The organism is Trujillonella endophytica (genome assembly GCF_900110555.1).
GTDB classification, from domain to species: Bacteria; Actinomycetota; Actinomycetes; order Mycobacteriales; family Geodermatophilaceae; genus Trujillonella; species Trujillonella endophytica.
The window spans coordinates 174,241-193,543 of the sequence record NZ_FOEE01000008.1; the positions used below are offsets into that span (position 1 = coordinate 174,241).

Sequence of the window (19,303 nt, forward strand, 5' to 3'; positions counted from 1 at the left end):
GCTACGGGCGGGGGACCGACCAGTGCACGGAGGTGCCCGGGGGGCCGGCGGTGACCTGCATCCGCCCGCCACGCCGCTCGGCCCGGTCGGCCAGGTTGCCCAGCCCGTTCCGCGCGATGACCGGGGGCATGCCCCGCCCGTCGTCGGTCACCACCACGGCGACCTCGCCGTCGGACAGCACCTCGACGGTGACCCGGCTGGCCGCGGCGTGCCGCACGACGTTGGTCACCAGCTCCCGCACGGTGGCCACGACGTCGTGCACCAGGTCGGCCGGGAGCTCCGTCGAGCTGTCCCGCACCCGGAGGTCCACCCGCAGCCCGTGGCCCTCCGTCACCGATCGCACGACCTCCGAGAGTCGGGCCCGGACCGCGGTCGGCGATCCCGCGCCGGCCTCGTGCAGCTCGAAGATCGCCGTCCGGATCCGGACGATGGTCTCGTCGAGCTCGTCCACCCGCTCGGCGATGCGGGCGGCCGCCCCGGGGGCGTCGGGCTCCAGCGACCGGCTGATCCGGTCCAGCGCCAGGCCCGTGGCGTAGATGCGCTGCACCACGTGGTCGTGCAGGTCGCGGGCGATGCGGTCCCGCTCGGCGGACAACCGGAGCTCCCGCTCCCGGCGTTGGCTGCGGGCGAGCTCGGAGGCGATCCCGAGCTGCGTGGCGAACGCTGCCGCCAGCTCCAGGATCTCGGGGGAGAACGGCGGCCGGCCCACCTTCCGCAGGGCCACGATCGTCGCCGGCGCGGGCCGGCCGGGCAGCGGCACGACGAGGCCCGGGCCGAAGCCGTCGGCGACCAGTTCGCGCACGACCGGCGCGTAGGGCTGGCTCTCGGCGATCGCCGTGATGTCGTCGAGGATCACGGGCCTGCCGAGCCGGTGCGCGAGGTTCAGCCGGGTGCCGGCCAGCGGCAGCCGCACCCCCTCGGCGTCGGCGCCGTCCCCGGCGGCCGCCACCACGGTGAACGCGTCCGGGTCGTCGCCCCGCGCGACGAGCACCCCGCAGAGGTCCGCCGAGGTGAGCGCCGCGACCCGCTCCACGACCTCGTGCACGATCCGCTCGGGGACGGTGCCCGACAGCAGCGAGGTGATCAGCTCCGTGCCGGCCTGGGCCCACGCGCGCTGCCGCTCCGCCGACTCGGCCAGCCGGGCGTTCTCCACGGCGAGCCCCGCCGCGGCCGCGAGGGCGAGGACTGCCTCCTCGTCGGCCTCGGTGAACGGACCCCCGTCCCGCTTCTCCGTCAGGTAGAGGTGGCCGAACACCGCATCCCCGACGCGCACCGGGACGCCGAGGAACGAGCGCATCGTCGGGTGCCCCTGCGGAAGACCGACGGACGCCGCGTGCGCGCCGAGGTCGTCCAGGCGCAGCGGGACGGGGTCGTCGACGAGCAGGCGCAGGATCCCGCGGCCGGTGGGCAGCCGGCCGATCCGCGCGGCCTCCTCCTCGGTCGTGCCCACGACGACGAACCGGTCCAGATGCTCGCCGTCGGGCGCGAGGACCCCCAGGGCTCCGTACCGCGCGCCCGCGTGCTCGGTGGCCGCCCGGACCAGCGCGTACAGCGTGGCCTCCAGCCGGTTCCCCGCCGCGGCGGCGCGCACCCCGGCGGTCAGCGAGGTGATGACGCCGTGCTCCCCCGGATCGGGCGGGGACACGGCCCGATCGGCAGAGGGCGACGGCACGGGAGGGGGGCCGCCGTCAGGCGCCGCGGGCCAGGCGCCGCGCCGGCGGGCGCGGCACCGCGGGGCGCAGCAGGCGCTTGCCCGTGCCGGTGACCAGGACGAGGTCGCCACCGCGCGCGGCGCCGGACAGGGCGTCGAACACCGGGCGCTCGAGCGCCGCGGTCCGGACCCGCCCGTGCACGCCGGTCTCGCCGATCGCCCGCAGCACCTGGGCGTCGACGCGGGCGCGGGCCGCCGCCGTGGCCGCTGCCGACGGAAGGCCGTCACGGTCGTCCAGCACGCACGCGGCGACGACGGTCGCCTCGCGCCGCGCGGCTTCGTGCAGGGCCCAGACGAGGGAGCGGTAGGCGGAGGGGGAACCGTCGACGTCCACGAGGAGCGCCGGCGGCTGGCGTCGTGGCCGAAGGTGTGCGAGCCGGATCGGTTCGACGTCCGTCATGGTCACATCGTCACCGCGCCGCGACCGTGGGTACAGGGACCTAGGGCCCCGCTGACCTGCGGGTTCCTCAAGGCGACGATGTTCCGGAACTCGATAGGGCGTGTCGTGACGCCTCGTTACGCCGCCGTCGCGGAGCCGACGACGGCGGTCGCGTCGAGGTCCTCGGACCGGTGCACGGTGGCGACCAGGCCGGCCGAGCGCAGCGCCGCGACGGTCCCCGCGGCCTGTGCGTCGCTGGTCTCCAGCACCAGCACCCCGCCCGGCGCCAGCCAGTCCGGCGCGCCCGCGGCGACCAGGCGGTGCAGGTCCAACCCGTCGGCCCCGCCGTCCAGCGCCGTCCGGGGCTCGTGCACGCGCGCCTCCGGCGGCATGAGCGCGATGGCCGCCGTCGGCACGTAGGGCGCGTTGACCAGGAGCAGGTCCACCCTTCCGCGCAGCCGCCGGGGGAGTGCGGCGTACAGATCGCCGCGGTGGACCTGCCCGCCGAACGGCGCGAGCGTGCGGCCGGCGCACCGGACGGCGGCCGGATCCAGGTCGGCGGCGTGCAGGTCCAGGGGGCCGGGCAGGGCGGTCGCGACGGCGGCCCCCAGCGCCCCGCTGCCGCAGCACAGGTCCACGACGGTGCGCGCGGTGGGGACGGCGGCGACGGCGAGGTCGACCAGCAACCGGGTGCGCTGCCGCGGGACGAACACCCCCGGCTCGACCGGAACGCGCACGGCGCCGAACTGCGCCCAGCCCACCACCTGCTCCAGCGGCTCGCCGGCGACGCGACGGGCGACGAGCGCGGCCAGCGCCACAGTGGAGCCCGCGGACTCGAGCAGGACGGCCGCCTCGTCCTCGGCGAACACGCACCCGGCGGCGCGGAGGGCGGCGGTGATCGCGGCAGGATCCGGCGCGGTCATTCGGGGAACTTGCCCGCCGTTCGTGCTGGTCAGGAGCGGAGAGCGGGTGACGAGAATCGAACTCGCACTGTCAGCTTGGGAAGCTGATGTTCTACCATTGAACTACACCCGCGTGCGGCACGAGCCACGGCAGACAGACTAGCAAGCCGCGGCGCCGATCAGGCCCGCGGGGCCCGGATCACCACCGTCGTCCCCTCCGCGCTGGGCGTCGCCGTCACGGCGGCGAAGGCGCTCATGAGCATCGACCCGCGGCCGCGGTCCATGCTCGGCACGCGCTCGCGCCAGTGCCCGTGATCGCGCACGGCCACGACGACCTCGTCCGGGCCGACCTCGACGGTCACGTCGACGAACGGCTCGCTGGGCTCCTGAGCGTGCTCGACGGCGTTCGTCGCGGCCTCGCACGCGGCCAGCAGCAGGTCGTAGGCCAGGTCCTCGTCCAGACCGGCGTCGGCGAACAGCGCCCGCAGCCGGCGCCGCAGCGCCGGGATCGACGCGCCGGTCGACGGCAGGCGCCACCGCTGGGAGTGGGCGGCCGCGGCCGGCGACGTCGCCCGCGGGGTCAGCGGGTCCCGGGGCCGCGGTGCGGTCGTGGGGACGGGCACCGTGTCGACGGGCGGCGGCGGGCTGCCGGCCGGCTCGTGCCGGGTGCCTGCTCCGCCGCCGGCCGTCCGGTCGAGCACCGCGCGCACCCGGGCGAGGAGCTCCGCGGACTCGAACGGCTTGGGCAGGTAGTCGTCGGCACCGGCCTCCAGCCCCTCCACCGCGGCCTCCTGCCCCGCACGGGCGGTCAGCATCACCACCGGGATGCCGCGGGTGGCCTCGTCGCCGCGCAGCGCGCGGAGCAGGTCGAACCCGTCGACGACGGGCATCATCACGTCGGTCAGCACCAGGTCGGGGTGGCCGCGCCCGATCTCCTCCAGCGCCTCCTGCCCGTCGCGGGCCGTGCGGACGGCGTGGTGCGGGGCGAGCAGGCGGGTGAGGTAGGCCCGCATGTCGGCGTTGTCGTCGACGACGAGCACGCTGGTGCGGGTGTCGCCGGCGGGGTGCGGCTCCGGGGCGGCGGACGCGACCGGGACCTCCACCCAGGGGGTGAGCGCGGCGGGCGTCGCGGCGTCCGAGGGCGTCGTCGTCCCGGGCGACCCGGCGTCGGGCTCGCCGTAGGGCAGGTCCACCGTGAAGGTGCTGCCCGCGCCCGGCTCGCTGGTCACGGTCACCGAGCCGCCGTGCAGGTCCACCAGTTCCGCGACCAGCGCCAGGCCCAGGCCGGTGCCCTCCCGGCTGCGGGCGCGGCGGTCGGCGCCGCGGTGGAAGCGCTCGAACACCTGCGGCAGCTCGTCGGCCGGGATGCCGACGCCGGTGTCGCTCACGCGGAGGGTCCAGCGGTCGTCCTCGCCCCGCAGCGCGACCGCGATGCCGCCGACGAAGGTGTACTTGACCGCGTTGCCGACCAGGTTGAGGACGATCTTCTCCCACATCCGCGGATCGACGTGGGCGGTGCGCGGCAGCGGCGGACAGTCCACCGTCAGCCGCAGCCCCGCCCGCTCGGCAGCGGCCCGCAGCACCCCGGCCAGCTCGGCGGTGAGCGCGGCGACGTCGGTGGCGACCCGGACGGCGGTGCTCCGCCCGGCCTCGATGCTGGCGAACTCCAGCAGGTCGTCGACGAGCCGGCGCAGCCGCTGCCCGTTGCGCTGGGCGAGCGAGAGCCGCTCGCGCACGTCCTCGGGCAGCCGGTCACCGCTGTCGGCGAGGACGTCGGCGATCGGGCCGAGCAGCAGCGTCACCGGGGTGCGGAGCTCGTGGCTGACGTCGGAGAAGAAGGCCGTCTTGGCCCGGTCCAGCTCGGCCAGTGCCTCGGCGCGCGAGCGCTCGGCGGCGTAGGCGCGGGCGTCGACCACCGCGGCGGCGACCTGGCCGGCGAGCAGCTCGTGGAAGGACCGGTACTCGGCGTCCAGCGCCCGGTTGGGGTTGACGCCGACGAGCAGCGCGCCGACGAGGTCGCCGCCGGCGCCCCCGGTCAGCGGCAGCAGGACGGCCTCGGTGACGGGATCGCCCAGGGGGCCGCCGCGCACGGCCAGCGGCGGCACCGGGAGGCCGGCCAGCTCCGCGACCGAGCCGGCGCGGGCGGGGAGCCCCGGCTCGTCGCACCCGCAGGAGGCCACCAGGCCGAGGCCGCCGTCGGCCCCGGCCAGCCACGCGGCGGCGAAGGGCACGTCGGCCGGGTCCGCCGCGATCGCCGCGCACATGGCCCGGACCGCCGCCGCGTCGTCGTCCAGCGGGCCGCGGGCGCCGGCCACCCGGCGCAGCAGGTCCTGCCGCCGCTCGGCGAGCACCTGGCGGGTGACCTCGGTGCAGACGGCGTGCATGCCGGCCACCTCGCCGTCGTCGCCGAACGCGGGGGCGTGCGAGACGGTGAAGTACGCCTCCTCCCGGTAGCCGGCCCGCTCGAGGGGGAGCAGCAGTTGCGGGATCCAGCTCGGCTCGCGAGTGGCGATGGCGTGCTCGACCGGCCCCTGCAGGGCCGACCAGCCCTCGGCGAGGGTGACCCGCAGGTCGTCGCCGATGGCCCCGGGGTGCTTGGCCCCGATGAGCTCGGCGTAGGCGTCGTTGTAGATCTGGGTGTACTCCGCACCCCAGGTCAGGATCATCGGGAAGCGCGAGGCCAGCACCGTGCGGACGGCGAAGCGCAGGCTGGCCGGCCAGCCGGCCACCGGCCCGATGGGGGTGTGGGACCAGTCCAGGGCGGCCATCAGCCGGCCGGTCGAGCTGTTCCCGGAGAAGAGGTCGGTCCCCGCGGAGACCGACGGCCCCTCAACGCCCACGCATTCCTCCCACGCTCCCGACGGACCATCGATGACGGGCGCGGAACGGGACACGCGCCGATCGGTGATGGGCCCAGGGGTGGGCCGCCCCGTGATCCCAGCACGGTACATGCGGTTCCTGGGGGTCCGGGGAGGCCCGGAGCCCCGCCCGGCTCCCGCCCTCGGGGGCCCGGGGATGCCGGGCCCTACCGCCGCATCTCCTCGAGGAAGGAGATGGCCTCCGCGCGCAGCTGCTCGGCCATCCGCGAGAGGCCCGCACCCTCCGCGCCGGCCAGGCCGGCGGACAGGGTCCCGTCGACGGCCTCGGCGATCCCGCCGCCGAGCCCGTTCATCTCGCCCACCGTGGTGCCGACGCCGCTCATGACCGAGGCGACGTCCTCGCACGCCCGGCTGATCTGCTCCACCTGCGCGGCGACCCGCTCGGTCGCCCGGCCGGTCTGGTCGGCCAGCTCCTTGACCTCGGAGGCGACGACGGCGAAGCCCTTCCCGGCCTCGCCGGCCCGGGCGGCCTCGATCGTGGCGTTGAGCGCCAGCAACCGGGTCTGCGCGGCGATCGCGTCGATCAGCGCGATGATCTCGACGATCTCGGCCGAGGAGCGGGTGAGTGAGGAGATGGTGTCCCGCGCGTGCTCGACCTCCGTGGTCGCCGCGGTCCCTGCCGAGGTGAGCCCCGACGCGGTCGCGCTCAGCTCGGTGGCCGCCGCGGCCACCTGCTCCGACATCGCGAGGACGACCGACTCGAAGCCGTCGGCCAGGCGCAGCCGTGCCGCCTGGGCCTCCGCGACCCGGCCGCCGGTGTTCCGCATGGCGTCGCGGGCGGCGTTGATGTCCGTGGCCGACTGCCGGTACGCCCCGGCCAGCCCCGTGAGCAGCACCTTGCGGTGGTAGCGGCCCTCGGCGGCGGCCGTGAGCGCCGCCCGCGACTCCCGCACGAAGGCGTCGCTGACGTCGAGCGCGCGATTGAGCTCGTCCTGCAGCGCCACGAGCTCGGGCACCTCGTCCGAGCCCGGCACCGAGCTCGCCCGGGCCTCGAGGTCCCCGTGCGCCGCCGCGGAGCAGACCGCCGTCATCCGGGTCACGAAGGCCCGGTAGACGGCCAGCTCCTCGGCGTCGCTGCGCCGTCCGTCCCTGCGGATGCCCACGTCAGCGCTCCTCGGCGTCGATGACCGACCAGATGAACTCGTCGTAGGAGCCCGCCTGCGCCGCGACCAGCTCGGTGAGCAGGGCCGACGAGGCGTCCACGGCGGCGCGGGCGTTCGGATGGCGCCGCTCCTCGGCCAGCAGCTGCCGGTACAGCGGCCGCAGGCGCTCCACCGCGCGCGGGGCGGGCCGGCGCCGGCTGGAGTGGTAGCCGACGACGGCGCCGTCCGGGCCGTAGGAGGGCGTGACGTGCGCGAGCACCCAGTAGGAGGCGCCGTCCGCGGCCAGGTTGTCGATGTAGGCGAAGAGCTCGCGGCCCGCGGCCAGGGTCTCCCACAGCAGCGCGAAGACCGCCCGCGGCATCTCCGGGTGGCGGATGAGGTTGTGCGGCTGCCCGACGACCTCGTCGCGTGCGTAGGCCGAGACGCGGAGGAACACGTCGTTGGCGTAGGTGATCACGCCGCGGCGATCGGTCTTGGAGACGATGAGCTCGTCGGCGGCGAACGTGCGCTCCTCGCCGGTGGGCCGGACGACGGGGTGCGCGGTCCGGGCCGCGCGCGGGGGTGCTGGGGAAACGGGCACGGGTACGGGCACTCCAGGGCGCGGCGGATCGGTCTGTTCCGCTATCGGCAGCCCGGAGGCCCGCCGCGACCCCCGGGAGCCGGACGACCCGGGACGCCGCAGCGCCCTCCCGGTGCGACGGGAGGGCGCTGCGGGTGCCTGCCGGGGACGTCCCGGCGGGTCAGAGCACCGTGCCGGGGCAGGACGACGAGCAGTCCATCGTCCAGAACGACACGCCCAGGCGGGCGAACCGGGCCGAGCGGACCAGCCGCTCGCCGGAGGGGCCGGTGGCCTCCGCGGCGCCGGAGCCGGCCGAGCCGCCCGGAGGCGTGCCGCCGGGCGCCGGGGCACCGGGCGCGGGCGTGCCGGGCGCCGGGGCACCGGGCGCGGGCGTGACGCCGGGCGCGGGCGCCCCACCGGTGCCCTCGCTCCCGGCGGCCACGTACTGCAGCGCACCGGACAGCACCTGGGTGGTGCCGCCCGCGGGTGCGAACAGGTGGACGTCGTAGCTGCCGGCGACCCGGGCGGGGGTCCGGAACACCAGGCGGGTGGCCGAGGAACTCACGACGGTCGCCGCCGCGGTGTCGCCGACGCGCACCCGCGCACCCACGGGCAGCGCGAGCCCGGTGACCGTCACGGTGGTCCCTCCGGCCTCGCCCACCCGCGTGGGGCTGATCGAGGTGACCCGGAAGACGCCCTCCTCCGGATAGGTGATCACGCCGCCGCCGGGGGTGGTCCCGCCGCCCGGGGTCGTCCCGCCGGGGGAGGTCCCGCCGCCCGTGCCGGGGGTGCTGCCGCCGTCGGGAGTGCTGCCGTCTCCAGGGGTGGTGCCGCCGCCGGTGCCGGGCGTGCCGTCGCCGGGCGTGGTGTCCCCGCCGGGCGTGGTCCCGCCGCCGGTGTCGGGGGAGCCGCCGCCGGTGTCGGGGGAGCCGCCGCCGTCGGGAGTGCTGCCGTCTCCAGGGGTGGTGCCGCCGCCGGTGTCGGGGGAGCCGTCGCCGGGCGTGGTGCCGCCGCCGGGGGAGGTGTCGTCACCGGGCGTGGTCCCGCCGCCGGTGTCGGGAGTTGTCCCGCCGCCCGGGGTGGTCCCGCCGCCCGGGGTGGTCCCGCCGCCGGGGGTGGCGCCGCCACCGGGTGAGGTACCGCCGCCGGGGGTGGTCCCGCCGCCCGTGCCGGGGGTGCTGCCGCCGTCGGGAGCGGTGCCGCCGCTGCCCGGCCCGGCCGGCGGCTGGGTGGCCGCCTGGCCGACGAGGACCGGCGCCGCGGTGGTGCGGCCCAGGGTGTCGCCGTCCCGGCGCAGCTGCACGGTGAGGACGTACCGGCCCTCCCCGAGGTCCAGGCCGGGGGCGAGGACCAGCCCGTCGATGCCCGCACGGCTGCCGAGCGTGAACGTGACCTCGCCGGCGTCGTCGGTGGTCAGCGTCGCGCCGTTCAGCGTGACGGGTTCGTCGGCAACGGCCCAGATCTGGCCGTCGTGGGCCATGCCCAGGCCGAGGGTGACGGTGAAGCTGCCCGGCGCGGTCGTCCCCGTGACCGAGACGGTGGGCGACACCGCCCCGGCGGACGGCGCGCTGAGCGACGCGAAGGCGTAGCGCACCACGCCCGTGCCGGCTGCGGCCAGCCCCTCGAGGGTGAGCCGACCGCCGGTGACCGCGCGGCCGGCGAGCGCCGGCACGCGCTGGGCGTCGTCCAGCAGGGCCTGGCGGACCTGCTGCGGGGTGGCCCCCGGCATCGCCGCGCGGTACAGGGCGAGGGCGCCGGCGACCTGCGGCGCGGCGATCGACGTGCCGCTGGTCAGCCGGTAGCCGCCGTCGTTCCAGGTGCTGAACACCAGCGTGCCGGGCGCGAAGACGTCCACCGAGGTGGCGCCGAACGCGGAGAAGTCGCTGAGCGTGTCCGCGGCCGTGGTGGCGCCGACGGTCACCACCGTGTCCTCGGTGAGGCTCGCGGGGTACATCGGCACGGCGTCGCGGTTCGTGGCGTCGTTCCCGGCCGCGGCCACGACCAGCGTGCCCTTGGTGGCCGCGTACGCCACCGCCGAGCGCAGCGCCGTCAGCGGGTAGCCGCTGATCGGGCCGCCCCAGGAGGCGTTGACGACGTCGGCGCCGTGGTCCGCGGCGTACCGGATGGCCTCGGCGCCGAGCATCACGTCGACGCCGCTGCCGCTGCCGATCACCAGCGGCATGATCGTCACGCCGGGCGCGATGCCCGCCGTCCCGAGGCCGTTGCCGGCGCGGGCGCCCACGGCTCCGGCCACGCTGGCGCCGTGCGTGCCGTTGGCGCCGTTGTCGACGTCCGGCGAGTTGGTCGTGAAGTTCCAGCCGTGGCAGTCGCCGGCCCGGCCGTCGCCGTCGGTGTCGACGGAACCGCAGGGCTGGGCCGGGTTGGTCCACAGCGCCCCGGCGAGGTCCGGGTGGTCGGAGTCGTACCCGGTGTCGACGACGGCGACGACGACCCCGCCGCCCGTGGAGGTGTCCCAGCCCGCGGAGGCGTCGGCGTCGGCGTCGGCCACGGCGCGCTGCTGGTAGGCGTTGCGGCCGGAGTTCTCCAGGTTCCAGCCGTAGGCCGACCAGTACGGGTCGGTCACGGTGCCCAGCACGGGGACCGCCGGCGAGGGCGCGACGTCGGCGACCCCGGCGACCGCGCGCAGCGCGTCGGGGAGGACGTCGGTGGTGGCGACCACGGCGCTGCCATCGGTGAGCCGCTGGGCGTTCGCGACGCCCGGGACCCCCTGCAGGGCGCCCAGCAGGGGAGCGGTGTCCCCGGCCGTGGCGGTGACGACGTACCGGGTCAGCCCGTCGCCGGGACCGAAGTCGGTGGCGACCGCGACCTCCGGCAGCCCCGGGGCGGCGAGGGCGGTGTACGCGGCAGCACCCGCGTAGCCGACGACCGCCGCCGTCACGAGGACGAGGGCCTGGGCCCGCCTGGTCAGCTGTGGCACGAGTGGATCTCCCCCCGGGGCCGGGTGCTCCCCGGCGACGGCCGGCCCGGAGACGGACCAGCCAGAGCGGATCGGCGCCGGGCGGGCGGCTCTTGAGGGCCCGGGGCGGACGTCGGCCCGAAGGGGTGAGGGGCGACGTCCCTAGACTCCGCCCATGCTGCTGTCCGACCGCGACATCACGGCCGCGATCGCCGAGGGACGCCTGGGCATCGAGCCCTACGACGCCGGCCTGGTGCAACCGTCGAGCATCGACGTCCGGCTGGACCGGTTCTTCCGCGTCTTCAACAACGCCCGGTACACCCACATCGACCCGGCGCAGCAGCAGGACGACCTGACCACGCTGGTCGAGCCCGAGGGCGAGGAGCCCTTCGTGCTGCACCCCGGGGAGTTCGTGCTCGGCTCCACGCTCGAGGTCGTCTCGATCCCCGACGACCTGGCCGCGCGGCTCGAGGGCAAGAGCTCGCTGGGCCGGCTGGGGCTGCTCACCCACTCGACGGCCGGGTTCGTCGACCCCGGGTTCTCCGGGCACATCACCCTCGAGCTGTCGAACGTGGCCAACCTGCCCATCACGCTGTGGCCGGGCATGAAGATCGGCCAGCTGTGCCTGTTCCGGCTGACCAGCGCGTCCGAGCACCCGTACGGCTCGGCGGTCTACGGCTCCCGCTACCAGGACCAGCGCGGCCCGACGCCGTCCCGGTCCTACCGCAACTTCAGCCGCGCGGAGACCCGCCGCCCGGCTCCCTGACGTGCACGGCGACGGGAGGCTCGGTGCCGGCCACCTCCACGACGTCGTCCCGGGGCCCGGCCGGTGACCAGCCGGGCACGTCGTCGTCCACGTAGCGCTGGCGGGTGACGAGCCACCCGGTGGCGGTCAGGCCGGACACTCCCACCAGGGCGACCACGAACATGCCCGTGTAGCCGCCGCTGCTGCCGCGGAGCACCCCCACGAGCAGCGGGCCGACGCCGGCGAGCAGGTATCCCCATCCCTGGGCGACCGTGGACAGCGCGGCGGTCGTCTCCGGCGTCCGGGCGCGCAACCCCATGAGCGTGAGGGCCATGGCGAAGGTCCCCAGGCCGACGGCCAGCAGCGACATCCACAGCCAGGGCGCGGTCCCGGGTGCCTGCCACAACCCCAGCCAGCCGACGACGTAGCAGCCCATGAACGTGAGGAGCAGCGGCCGCTGCAGGTGCGGCCGCACGGTCAGCGCGGGGGCGATGGCGTTGATGGGGATCACCACCGCGGTGTTCAGTCCCAGCAGGAGCCCCGCCGAGGCGGCCGAGAGACCCGAGTCGCGCAGGTACTGGGCGCTCCAGCCGACGACGATGTAGGCCTGCATGGCCTGGAGGCCGAAGAACAGCGCCATCGCGATCGCCATGGGGCTGCGGGCCAGCGAGCGCATGCGGACGGCCGCGTGGCTCTCGCGCGAGGAGCCGGGCCGGGCGGGGACGGCCAGCCACGGCAGCACGGCCACCATCGCCAGGGCGGCCCAGATGCCCAGGGCCCAGCGCCACCCGTCGGCACCCGTCGCCTCGGCGAGGGGCGCCGCGCTCACCGACGCGATCGCGCCGCCGACCGCCATCGCGGCGCTGTAGGCGCCCACGAGGAGGCCGGTGCGGCTCGGGAAGTAGCGCTTGACCAGGCTGGGCAGCAGCACGTTGCCCAGCGCCCCGCCGACCATGGCCAGCACGGTCCCGACGAGGAAGAGCGCGAACGAGCCGGCGACCGCGCGCACCACCAGGCCGGCCGCCATCGCCAGCAGCGCCCCGGCGAGGACGTGGCCGTCCCGGTAGCGCGCGGCCAGCGGCGGCCCGGCGAAGCCGATGACGGCGAAGCAGAGCACCGGCATCGTGGTGATCAGGCCCGCGGCGCCGCTGGAGATGCCGAGGCCGTTCTCCAGCTCCTCGAGCACCGGGCCCACGCTGTTGACCGCCGTGCGCAGGTTGAGCGCCGTGAGCACGATCGCCGTCGCCACCAGCCACAGGACCCGGCGCCCGGGCTGGGTGCGGTGCGCCGGCGGTGCGTCGGGGGTGCTGCTCACCGGAGCATGGTGCTCCGCCCGGTCGCGGGGGTGCCGACCGGGTCCTTCGCGCCGCTAACGAGTGGCGGCCGCACACGCACGACGGCGCGTGCCCCCGAGGGGACACGCGCCGTCGTCGTTCCCGGCCCCGTCCAGAGGCTCGTCCCGAGCGTGCGAGGGATGAGGAGGACGGGGTCCTTACTCGTGCTCCGTCGCGGCCGAGCCGGTGCCGGCGACGTCGTCCCGCGCGGTGCCGACCTCGGCCCCCGCCTCGGTCCCGGGGGCGCCGACCGGCGCCATCGAGCGGAGCAGGATCTGGCTGACGTCGAGCACCTCGACGTGCTCGGCGGCCTCGCCGCTCTGCTTCTTGGACGTGAGGGCGTCCGAGAGCATCGTGATGCAGAACGGGCAGGCGGTGGAGATGACGTCGGGGTCGAGGCCGAGGGCCTCCTCCGTGCGCTCCACGTTGATCCGCTTGCCGATCTTCTCCTCCATCCACATGCGCGCCCCGCCGGCGCCGCAGCAGAAGCCGCGGTCCTTGCAGCGGTGCATCTCCTGGGTGGACAGGCCCGGCACGGAGTCCAGGATCTCCCGGGGCGGCGTGTAGACCTTGTTGTGTCGACCGAGGAAGCACGGGTCGTGGTAGGTGATCTTGCGGTCGATCGGCGTGACCGGGGTGAGCCGGCCCTCCTCGAGGAGCTGGCTGAGCAGCTGGGTGTGGTGCACGACCTCGTAGTGGCCCTCGACCTGCGGGTACTCCCGGCCGAGCGAGTTGAAGCAGTGCGGGCAGGTCACGACGATCTTGCGCATGCCCGGCACGCGGCCCTCGAAGACGCCGTCGAGGGTGGCGACGTTCTCCTGGGCCAGCATCTGGAACAGGAACTCGTTGCCCATGCGCCGGGCCGGGTCGCCCGAGCAGGTCTCGCCCTCGCCGAGGACGGCGAACCGGACGCCGGCGGTGTGCAGCAGCTCCGCCACGGCCTTGGTGACCTTCTTGGCGCGGTCGTCGATGGCGCCGGCGCAGCCGACCCAGAACAGGTACTCGACGTCGTAGTCCAGGGGGCCGTCGGCGACCTCGACCTCGAAGTCCATCTCGCGGATCCACTCGCCGCGGGTGCTCGGGCTGACGCCCCACGGGTTGCCGCGGTTCTCCAGGTTGCGCATCATCACGCCGGCCTCGGAGGGGAAGCTGGACTCGATGAGCACCTGGTAGCGGCGCATGTCCATGATGTGGTCGACGTGCTCGATGTCGACCGGGCACTGCTCGACGCAGGCGCCGCAGTTGGTGCAGCTCCACAGGACGTCGGGGTCGATGACCCCGCCCTCCTCGAGGGTGCCGACCAGAGGGCGGTGCGCCTGGGCGTCGTTGGTGCCCTCGATGCGCGCGTAGCCCGAGGCCCACACCTGCTCGTCGCTGGGCTTGAGGACGTCGTAGTCCGGCGCGGTCTCGGCGGCGGTCTTCTCCCCCAGCAGGTACGGGGCCTTCGCGTAGAGGTGGTCCCGCAGGTCCATCACGACCATCTTCGGCGACAGCGGCTTGCCGGTGTTCCACGCCGGGCACTGGCTCTGGCACCGGCCGCACTCCGTGCAGGTGGTGAAGTCGAGCATGCCCTTCCAGGTGAAGTCCTCGATCTTGCCGCGACCGAAGACGTCGTCCTCACCGGGATCCTCGAAGTCGATCGGCTTGCCGTTCGAGGTCATCGGCTGCAGCGGGCCGAGGGCGACGGTGCCGTCGTCGTTCCGCTTGAAGTAGATGTTGAAGAAGGCGCTGAACCGGTGCCAGGCGACGCCCATGTTGAGGATCCGGCTGATCACCACGAGCCAGGTCAGCGAGACCAGGATCTTGATGAACGCGACCACGGACAGCAGGTCGGGGCTGTCGGGCAGCACGCTCCCCAGGGCGCCGGAGATCGGGTGCGACCAGCCGGGGGCGTCGGTCAGGTCGGAGGAGACCTTGAGCGCGCGGATCAGCAGGATGCAGACGCCGACGGTGAGGACGACGGCCTCGACGAAGTAGCCGCGCCCCTCGTTCGACCCGGCGAAGCGGCTCGTGCGGCCCTGGCGGCGGGGGTGGTCCTTCTGTCGCCGGTAGATCAGGTACAGGATCCCGAGGATCGTGCCGGTGCCGATGATGTCGGCGAAGAGGTTCCAGAGGCTCCACTCACCGATGAGCGGCAGGTGCCACTCGGGGTTCCAGACCTCCCCGAACGCCTCGACCAGGGTGAGGAACAGGCCGTAGAACCCGAGGAAGACGAACCAGTGCGCGGCACCGATGGCCGACCACTTGAGCATCCGGGTGTGCCCGAGCGACTCGACCACGAGGGTCTTGAGGCGTGGACCGACCGGGCCGTTGCGACTGCCGTCCGGCTGGCCGGTCGTGATGATCCTGATCATCGCGCGGACCGCCCGGTAGGCGAGCACGGACGCGACGATCAGGAACAGGACGCTGATCGTCCCCATGACGATCTGCAGCGGGCCTGTCATCAGAGTGCTTCCCTCCCGGACGCCCGGCGGCGTCGGACGATCTCCGGCCCACCCGGCGACGGGAGGTGCGCCCTCGTCGCCGCGCACCGGCCGGAGGGCCGGCGGCGGACCGCTACGGGCACCGCTGCCCGCGCCTGCGCACGATAACCGGCGCGGGCTCAGGCTACTCGTGGGTAACCGCAACCGCCGCCGGTCCGAGATGTCCCGGGTGACCCGGCTCACCGCCCGCCGGCCGCCGTCCGCCGTCCGCCGCCCGAGCCGATGATCGCGAACTCCGCGCTGCGACCGCCGGCCTCGCGATCGGACGTGCGGACGGCGACGATCCCGTGAGGACGGCGATCTTCCCTGCGGTCCGTCCGCGGAGTCAGCCGCCGCGATAGGTGCCGTGGGCGCGGCGAACGGTGGTGAACCGGCGCACCGCGGGGCCGGGGGTCGACAGCCAGTCCCGTAGTCGCTCGGCGGTGCGGGGCCAGCGGGGACCGAGGTCGGGGTCGGCCACCCGGAGGACGCGGACGTCCAGCGCACGGACGTCGTCCTCCCGGCGCTTCTCCTCCCACAGCACGCGGCCCGGGTCGCGCCAGGGTTTCGTGTACTTGACCCGACCGTCGAACTCGATCGCGACGGCGGCCTCGTCGAACCAGGCGTCCGCCACGGCGAGCATGCGGCCGCCGGAGTGGATCTCCACCTGCAGCTCGGGGGTGGGCAGCCCGGAGCCGAGGATCCGCAGCCGCCCGCGGGTCTCCAGTGGCGACTCGGCTCGGCCGTCCGCAAGGGAGATGGCCCGCTGCGCCCTCGGGGCGCCCGGCCAGTGGTGCTGGTACTCGGCGACGCGGGCCAGCTGTGCGGGCGTCGTCCGCTTCCTGAGCAGCGCCGCGTCCATGGCGACGACGGCGTCCTCCAGGGACCACTCGCGTGCCGCGTCGACGAGGCTGCGCGCGGCCGAGGTGAGGCGGAACGGGCCGGAGGTCTCGACGTCCGGTGGTTCGAGCGGGGCGGCGGTCATCGCCCAGTCCCTGCCCCGTCGCCATTGGTGAGGGTCGGTGAGGCGCACGACCGGTGGCGCGTCGCGCGGCACCGGGAAGCCGCGGAGCCGCACGGCCGTGCCGTGGCTGAGGGTGGCTGTCGGGCGGCCCAGGCCGAGGAGTACGGCCAGGCAGTCGACCTGGTGGCGGCGACCGGAGGCCTCGTGCGCGGTCAGGATTTCCTGGGGCACGTAGACGCCGCGGCGGAGGCGAACCCAACGGCCGGACCGGCACAGGTGCCTGATCTCGGAGGTGTCGTAGCCGGCTCGCCCGGCGTCGGCGGCGGTGACGAGGCCGAGTTGCCGCTCGCTCGCGGCGCGGAGGAGTGGGTGCACGCGCCCGACGGTGGTGGGGGCGGCGACGGTCGTCACTGCTCGCGGCTGTCCTGTGGACAGGGGCATCTTCTGTTGATCGCCGTCCTCGCCGCAGGGGCGCGGTCCCCACGGCGCACGCCGAGGGTGGCGACCGGACGGCGCCGATCGCGATCCGCGCGTCCGCGGGCGGGGGAGAACGCGGGCGAGGGTGCGAGTTCACGCCCCCGGGAACACCGCGCGGCGGGGTGCCGTTACGCTGGGCAGGAAAGTTGAGCGGACCCGACGCAAGATGGTCGGGGGCGTCCGCCGGCTCCCTCCTGAGACCAGCACACGACAGACCAGCACGCGACAGACAAGCACGCAGCACCACACGGACCAGCACCACACCCGCACTCCGGAAGAGAGGCCTCCCCATGGCACGAGCTGTCGGCATCGACCTCGGCACCACCAACTCCGTCGTGACCGTCCTCGAGGGTGGCGAGCCGACGGTCATCGCCAACTCCGAGGGATCACGCACCACCCCCTCGGTCGTGGCCTTCGCCAAGAACGGCGAGGTCCTCGTCGGCCAGTCGGCGAAGAACCAGGCCGTCACCAACGTCGACCGCACCATCCGGTCGGTCAAGCGCCACATGGGCACGACATGGACCACCGACGAGATCGACGGCAAGAAGTACACCGCGCAGGAGATCAGTGCCCGCACGCTCCAGAAGCTCAAGCGGGACGCCGAGACCTACCTGGGCGAGCCGGTGACCGACGCCGTCATCACCGTTCCTGCCTACTTCGAGGACGCGCAGCGCCAGGCCACCAAGGAGGCCGGTGAGATCGCCGGCCTCAACGTCCTGCGGATCGTCAACGAGCCGACGGCGGCCGCGCTGGCCTACGGCCTGGACAAGGGCGAGACCGAGCAGACGATCCTCGTCTTCGACCTCGGCGGCGGCACGTTCGACGTGTCCCTGCTGGAGATCGGCGAGGGCGTCATCGAGGTGAAGGCGACCGCGGGTGACAACCACCTCGGTGGCGACGACTGGGACGAGAAGGTCATGGACCACCTGGTCCGCACCTTCAACGCCCAGAACGGCATCGACCTGTCGAAGGACAAGCTGGCCATGCAGCGGCTCCGCGAGGCCGCGGAGAAGGCCAAGATCGAGCTGTCGGGCGCCCAGTCGGCCAACGTCAACCTGCCCTACATCACCGCCGGTGCCGACGGCCCGCTGCACCTGGACGTGACCATCACCCGCGCGGAGTTCCAGCGGCTGACGCAGGACCTGCTCGACCGGGCCCGCGCGCCGTTCAACCAGGCGATCCGGGACGCCGGCATCTCCGTCGGCCAGATCGACCACGTCGTCCTGGTCGGTGGCTCGACCCGCATGCCCGCCGTCACCGAGCTCGTCAAGGAGCTGACCGGCGGCAAGGAGCCCAACAAGGGCGTCAACCCCGACGAGGTCGTCGCCATCGGCGCCGCGCTGCAGGCCGGCGTCCTCAAGGGCGAGGTCAAGGACGTCCTGCTCCTCGACGTCACCCCGCTGTCCCTCGGCATCGAGACCAAGGGCGGGATCATGACGAAGCTCATCGAGCGGAACACCACGATCCCGACCAAGCGCTCGGAGATCTTCACGACGGCCGACGACAACCAGCCGTCCGTGCAGATCCAGGTCTTCCAGGGCGAGCGCGAGATGGCGATGTACAACAAGAAGCTCGGCATGTTCGAGCTGACCGGTCTGCCGCCGGCGCCCCGCGGCGTCCCCCAGATCGAGGTCGCCTTCGACATCGACGCCAACGGCATCGTCCACGTCCACGCCAAGGACCTCGGCACGGGCAAGGAGCAGTCGATGACCATCACCGGCGGCTCGGCCCTCCCGAAGGAGGACATCGAGCGGATGATGAAGGACGCCGAGGCGCACGCCGAGGAGGACAAGAAGCGCCGGGACGAGGCCGAGACCCGCAACCTGGCCGAGTCGCTGCAGTACCAGACCGAGAAGTTCCTGGCCGAGAACGGCGAGCGGATCCCGGCCGACAAGAAGGAGGAGCTCGGCGAGGCGCTCTCCGAGCTGCGGTCCTCCCTCGGCGGCTCCGACATCGCCGCCATCAAGGCCGCGCAGGAGAAGGTCGCCCGCGTCTCGCAGGAGGTCGGCGGCGCGCTCTACGCCCAGCAGGCCGAGGGCGGTGCCGCGGGTGCCGAGGCCGGCCCCGAGGCCGGGGCCCCGGGCGGTGCCACGGCGGCGGACGACGACGTCGTCGACGCGGAGATCGTCGACGAGGACGACACCCGCCGATGAGTACGGGGGACGAGCAGCCGCGGGTCGTGATCCGTGACAAGCGGCGGATCGACCCCACCAGCGGCGCGGTGCGGGAGCCGGCCGGCGAGCAGCCGGCCGGCTCCCCGCCGGGCGCCTCCACGAGTCGTCGAGCAGGGGAGCAGATGAGCGAGAACGAGACGGCGGACGCGGCGCGGCCGGCGCCGGAGCAGGCCGGGGACGTCCGGTCCGGGGACGGCGACCTGGACAGTCGGCTGGCCGAGCGCACCGAGGACCTCCAGCGGGTCACCGCCGAGTACGCCAACTACCGCCGTCGGGTCGACCGCGACCGCACGCTGGTCGTCGACCAGGCCGCGGAGCGGTTCGCCACCGGCCTCTTCCCGATCGTCGACGACATCGAGCGGGCACGGGACCACGGCGACCTGACCGGGGCGTTCAAGGTCGTCGCCGACCGGGTCCTCGGCGTGCTCGACGGCCTGGGCGTGGAGGCGTTCGGGGCGCCCGGCGACCCCTTCGACCCGGCGCTGCACGAGGCGGTCATGCACGACACCTCTCCCGAGGTGAGCGAGCCGACCGCGACCACGGTGCTGCGGCAGGGCTTCCGCCGCGGCGACCGGGTGCTGCGCACGGCGATGGTCGCCGTCACCGATCCCGAGAACCCCCCGCCGGCCGGGAGCGAGCAGGCCGCGGCGACGGCGGAGGAGCCGGCTCCCGGCTTCCCGGCGTCCGACTGAGCGGG

Annotated in this window: 13 protein-coding genes, 1 tRNA gene and 1 pseudogene; 3 read left to right on the forward strand and 12 right to left on the reverse strand. The window is 74.8% G+C overall.

The genetic code is table 11. The features are described from left to right. Position 1 precedes the first annotated feature (1 nt). From BMY88_RS14125 to BMY88_RS14160, 8 genes are all read right to left on the reverse strand, one after another. A complete protein-coding gene (locus BMY88_RS14125) occupies positions 2-1,645 on the reverse strand; it encodes a sensor histidine kinase (protein WP_170861108.1) in 1,644 nt (547 codons plus the stop codon). A gap of 43 nt (positions 1,646-1,688) precedes the next feature. Next, positions 1,689-2,111: a universal stress protein gene (locus BMY88_RS14130; RefSeq protein WP_139220476.1), complete on the reverse strand. Its 423-nt coding sequence runs from the start codon at positions 2,109-2,111 to the stop codon at positions 1,689-1,691. Positions 2,112-2,227: 116 nt separating this feature from the next. Continuing rightward, complete coding sequence (locus BMY88_RS14135; RefSeq protein ID WP_091944446.1) at positions 2,228-3,013, reverse strand: putative protein N(5)-glutamine methyltransferase; 786 nt, start codon at positions 3,011-3,013, stop codon at positions 2,228-2,230. Between the two features lie 41 nt (positions 3,014-3,054). Next, positions 3,055-3,125 (reverse strand) — tRNA-Gly (locus BMY88_RS14140). 46 nt (positions 3,126-3,171) lie between these two features. Further along, positions 3,172-5,832, reverse strand: a complete 2,661-nt coding sequence (locus BMY88_RS14145; RefSeq protein WP_244524691.1) for an ATP-binding protein — start codon at positions 5,830-5,832, stop codon at positions 3,172-3,174. 185 nt (positions 5,833-6,017) lie between these two features. After that, positions 6,018-6,974, reverse strand: coding sequence for a methyl-accepting chemotaxis protein (locus tag BMY88_RS24680; RefSeq protein WP_280138721.1), 957 nt, complete (start codon positions 6,972-6,974; stop codon positions 6,018-6,020). 1 nt (position 6,975) lies between these two features. Further along, entirely contained in the window at positions 6,976-7,554 is a 579-nt protein-coding gene (locus BMY88_RS14155; RefSeq protein WP_091944451.1) for a PAS domain-containing protein, read from the reverse strand. 160 nt (positions 7,555-7,714) lie between these two features. Then, on the reverse strand, positions 7,715-10,471 hold the full coding sequence (locus BMY88_RS14160; RefSeq protein WP_091944454.1) for a S8 family serine peptidase: 2,757 nt from the start codon (positions 10,469-10,471) through the stop codon (positions 7,715-7,717). 154 nt (positions 10,472-10,625) lie between these two features. Here BMY88_RS14160 and dcd point away from each other — a divergent pair, with 154 nt between their 5' ends. Continuing rightward, positions 10,626-11,216, forward strand: a complete 591-nt coding sequence (gene dcd / locus BMY88_RS14165; RefSeq protein WP_091944457.1) for a dCTP deaminase — start codon at positions 10,626-10,628, stop codon at positions 11,214-11,216. Here dcd and BMY88_RS14170 read toward each other — a convergent pair. The 4 genes and pseudogenes from BMY88_RS14170 to BMY88_RS24455 all read right to left on the reverse strand — a co-directional run. Then, positions 11,182-12,510 (reverse strand): CynX/NimT family MFS transporter, encoded by a 1,329-nt coding sequence (locus tag BMY88_RS14170; RefSeq protein ID WP_091944460.1) that lies wholly within the window; start codon positions 12,508-12,510, stop codon positions 11,182-11,184. The genes dcd and BMY88_RS14170 overlap by 35 nt on opposite strands. A gap of 177 nt (positions 12,511-12,687) precedes the next feature. Further along, positions 12,688-14,973, reverse strand: a complete 2,286-nt coding sequence (locus BMY88_RS14175; protein ID WP_091944464.1) for a (Fe-S)-binding protein — start codon at positions 14,971-14,973, stop codon at positions 12,688-12,690. 364 nt (positions 14,974-15,337) lie between these two features. Then, the gene (locus BMY88_RS24450; protein WP_244524695.1) at positions 15,338-15,976 is read right to left on the reverse strand and encodes a hypothetical protein; all 639 of its coding nucleotides are present in this window, start codon (positions 15,974-15,976) and stop codon (positions 15,338-15,340) included. Between the two features lie 219 nt (positions 15,977-16,195). Next, positions 16,196-16,396 (reverse strand): annotated as a pseudogene (locus BMY88_RS24455) (type IV toxin-antitoxin system AbiEi family antitoxin domain-containing protein); the annotation flags it as partial. Between the two features lie 326 nt (positions 16,397-16,722). Between BMY88_RS24455 and dnaK the strand changes: the two are divergent. Together dnaK and grpE are read left to right on the forward strand one after the other, a co-directional pair. After that, the gene (gene dnaK / locus BMY88_RS14185; RefSeq protein ID WP_091944467.1) at positions 16,723-18,585 is read left to right on the forward strand and encodes a molecular chaperone DnaK; all 1,863 of its coding nucleotides are present in this window, start codon (positions 16,723-16,725) and stop codon (positions 18,583-18,585) included. Next, positions 18,582-19,298 (forward strand): nucleotide exchange factor GrpE, encoded by a 717-nt coding sequence (grpE, locus tag BMY88_RS14190; protein ID WP_091944470.1) that lies wholly within the window; start codon positions 18,582-18,584, stop codon positions 19,296-19,298. The genes dnaK and grpE overlap by 4 nt, the downstream gene beginning before the upstream one ends. Positions 19,299-19,303: the final 5 nt, after the last annotated feature.

Excerpts from the sequence above, each read along its gene's own strand:
- BMY88_RS14130 (WP_139220476.1), bottom strand. The coding sequence starts at position 2,111 with ATGACGGACGTCGAACCGATCCGGCTCGCACACCTTCGGCCACGACGC.
- BMY88_RS14135 (WP_091944446.1), bottom strand. The coding sequence starts at position 3,013 with ATGACCGCGCCGGATCCTGCCGCGATCACCGCCGCCCTCCGCGCCGCC.
- dcd (WP_091944457.1), top strand. The coding sequence starts at position 10,626 with ATGCTGCTGTCCGACCGCGACATCACGGCCGCGATCGCCGAGGGACGC.
- BMY88_RS14175 (WP_091944464.1), bottom strand. The coding sequence starts at position 14,973 with ATGACAGGCCCGCTGCAGATCGTCATGGGGACGATCAGCGTCCTGTTC.
- BMY88_RS24450 (WP_244524695.1), bottom strand. The coding sequence starts at position 15,976 with ATGACCGCCGCCCCGCTCGAACCACCGGACGTCGAGACCTCCGGCCCG.
- dnaK (WP_091944467.1), top strand. The coding sequence starts at position 16,723 with ATGGCACGAGCTGTCGGCATCGACCTCGGCACCACCAACTCCGTCGTG.
- grpE (WP_091944470.1), top strand. The coding sequence starts at position 18,582 with ATGAGTACGGGGGACGAGCAGCCGCGGGTCGTGATCCGTGACAAGCGG.